Annotated in this window: 1 protein-coding gene; it reads left to right on the top strand. The window is 60.0% G+C overall.

Annotated features, from left to right (window positions below):
- Window positions 1-1,044 precede the first annotated feature (1,044 nt).
- Window positions 1,045-2,370 carry a group II intron reverse transcriptase/maturase gene (ltrA, locus tag C7H09_RS07440; RefSeq protein ID WP_106761967.1) on the top strand — a complete coding sequence of 442 codons (1,326 nt, stop codon included), beginning with the start codon at window positions 1,045-1,047 and terminating at the stop codon, window positions 2,368-2,370.
- Window positions 2,371-2,467: the final 97 nt, after the last annotated feature.

The raw sequence follows: 2,467 nt of genomic DNA, 5'->3' as shown, positions 1-2,467 counted from the left end.
GTTTGCGCTCTGGTTCCTTTCGCCATCCGTTGGGTTGGTGCAAGGTGTTCGGGAGAGGGCATGCAGCGTTGGTTGTCAGGGGAGACCTTGGTGGTGACCGGCCACTAACCAGCCGGTCAACCGGACGCCAAGAGCTTACAGCTTTTGGTTCCCTCCGCTGCGCTCCGGCGCCGGTTACCTTCGCGTTAGCTGGGTAGTGCGTTGTGCCTTTTGGGCGACTCGGTGGTATTGGCCTTGGCCGTAAACTGGTAGCAAATCCGGCAATTCCCGTGGTTTGCCAAGGCCGCCGGAACCCGCGTCGAGTGGGTAGCCAAAATCAGTCAGTGGCGTTGGCATAAAGGTTAATGTTTGCCGGAACCAGGTGTCCGTCGAAATCTGGTTCCTTGCTTACCTGCTGCTCTGAAGTTCAGGTTCACTTTCCGCATCAATGGGGGGAGTGTTTATAATCGGAGTGTATCGTCCAGAGCTTGTGCATAAAGCAACGGAGCAGGCGGTTATGTTGGTTGCCAAGGATCTGGGTTTGTCACCCGCCGGCGCTCCTCAGCTAACAAGTCGCTGTAGTACGTTCCCGGCCCGAGGGCCTCCACCGGACGCCCTTTTCAGGGCGCCGTTTATTGCTGGCGTGTGTGCCGGGCATGGCACAGAACTAGGGAGGTGAAAGTCCTCCTGCCAGGTGTTCGCAGAGCCGAAGGCTAGGAGAAGGGCAAGGGCGTCATCGCGAGGTGGGGTCTGAAGGAAGCCCAATCCAAAGCGGCGGGGCGACGAACAGGAACCCGATACGAGGTGTGGTACATCCGGGGCGAGCGGGCACGTGACCGCGAAGCCCTCCTTCTGCGGCTGGGGTGTGCTTTATAAATCGGGCGCTCACGCCGTGAAAGCTCTGTGCCTTACCCCGGGAGGTCTGCCGCGTGTGGACGGACCCACTGAGAGACGAGCGATCGTCTCTGATCGCGTGGCAGAAATCAGCAGAGGGCATAGTAGGTTCGCCCGTGAACCGAAGGCCCGAACAGAGACAGGAGTCGAGTGTCCGTGCAGGGAAACGGGATGGCATCCGCAAAGCAGCTTGCGCTGACCCTGGAGCAACCAGGGGATGAACCCGTTGCCGGAAATCGGGAGAACTCGCACTCCGTTCAACCCTCACCGTGGATGGCGCGTGTATTGAGCAGGGACAACCTCAATCGCGCCCTGAAACAGGTTCGACGTAACAAGGGAGCGCCGGGCATCGACGGCATGACCGTGGATGAACTGCCGGATTATCTGCGCCAACATTGGCCCGAGATCCGGCAGCAACTGCTCCAGCAGACCTACCGACCCAAACCGGTCCGGCGGGTCACCATCCCCAAAGCCAACGGCGGTTCTCGCCCTCTGGGCATTCCAACGGTGCTGGATCGCTTCATCCAGCAGGCAATCGCTCAGGTGATCCAGCAGGACTGGGAACCCCGCTTCCACCCACACAGCTATGGCTTCCGTCCGGGGCGTTCTGCCCATCAGGCAGTTCGATACGGACAGCATTGCGCTCGGGAAGGCCGTAACTGGGTAGTGGATCTGGACCTGGAAGCCTTCTTTGACCGGGTAAACCATGATCGCCTAATGGCACGCCTGAAACGGCACACGCCGGACAGGCCGATGCTCAGGTTGATCAACCGGTACCTGAAGGCAGGTGTACAGATCGACAGCCGCAAAACACCAACACCCGAGGGCGTGCCCCAAGGCGGGCCACTGTCTCCGGTGTTGGCGAATGTGGTGCTGGATGAGCTGGATTGGGAGCTGGAACGGCGCAACCTGAAATTTGCCCGCTACGCGGATGACTGCCAGATCTACGTGGGCAGTCGCCGTGCAGGAGAGCGGGTGATGGTGAGTCTGACGCGCTTTATCGAGGACTCGCTGAGGCTCACAGTGAATACACGAAAGAGCGCGGTAGACCGGCCCTGGAAGCGCAGCTTCCTGGGCTTCACCCTCAGCCGGAAAGGGCAGCGATTGAAAGTGGCTGACAAAGCTATCACCAAGCTGAAAACCCAGATCCGGATACTGAGCCGCCGAACACGGGGCCACTCACTGGCCCAGGTGATCGCAGATTTGAAAGAGACCCTGCTTGGTTGGAAAGCGTACTTCGACGCAGCCGAAGTGCTGAGCCCCCTGCGGGACCTGGACAAGTGGATACGGCGGAGAATGAGAAGTTACGTGTGGAAGCAATGGGGCCGAAGGGGGTATCGTGAGCTGAGAAAGCGGGGTGTCTCGGTCAAACTGGCCTGGAACACTGCGAAATCAGCCCACGGCCCGTGGCGGCTGAGTCATTCGCCAGCCCTGCGGCAAGCCTTACCGGCCCGGTTGTTTCGGAGCTATGGACTGCCGGAACTGGCAGTGCGGTAACGGGTTGAATCAAGTCACTGAATCGCCGTGGTACGTGATCCGTATGCCCGGTGATGTGGGAGGAGGGGCATCGTGAGGTGCCTCCCTATCCCGATTA

Source organism: Marinobacter fuscus (genome assembly GCF_003007675.1).
GTDB classification, from domain to species: Bacteria; Pseudomonadota; Gammaproteobacteria; order Pseudomonadales; family Oleiphilaceae; genus Marinobacter; species Marinobacter fuscus.
The sequence above is the reverse complement of the archived record's forward strand: the minus strand, read 5'-3'. Positions and strand labels throughout refer to the sequence as shown.

Bases quoted from the DNA above. Each gene is read 5' to 3' on its own strand.
- ltrA (WP_106761967.1), top strand. From the start codon at position 1,045: ATGGCATCCGCAAAGCAGCTTGCGCTGACCCTGGAGCAACCAGGGGAT.